The sequence below is a fragment of the Acidisoma sp. S159 genome (genome assembly GCF_009766125.1).
Classification (GTDB): domain Bacteria; phylum Pseudomonadota; class Alphaproteobacteria; order Acetobacterales; family Acetobacteraceae; genus Acidisoma.
This window is the reverse complement of record NZ_LMUG01000065.1, coordinates 95,018-95,219: the sequence shown is the minus strand read 5'-3', so window position 1 is coordinate 95,219 and position 202 is coordinate 95,018. Positions and strand designations below refer to the sequence as shown.

At 63.9% G+C, this 202-nt stretch carries 1 protein-coding gene; it reads right to left on the bottom strand.

Annotated features, from left to right (window positions below):
* On the bottom strand, positions 1 to 202 hold a 202-nt coding region (locus GSQ92_RS22690), incomplete at both ends, for a hypothetical protein (RefSeq protein WP_216856920.1).

The following is a 202-nucleotide window of genomic DNA, read 5'->3' as shown; positions in this document are numbered from 1 at the left end:
CGCGACCGAGAAGCCGTTATACATCCCCTGCGCGCCGGCCGGCGTGAAGACGTGGCACAACGCGTCGAGATGGGTGATGGCGAAGCCGTGGCAAGTCATCCCGACCACGTCGTAACAGCCGGCCTCCTCGGGGAGTGGGTCCTCGTAGCGCTTCATCGCGTAGCTGAAGTTTCGCAACTCCGGCGTGGTAGGCGAAAACTCC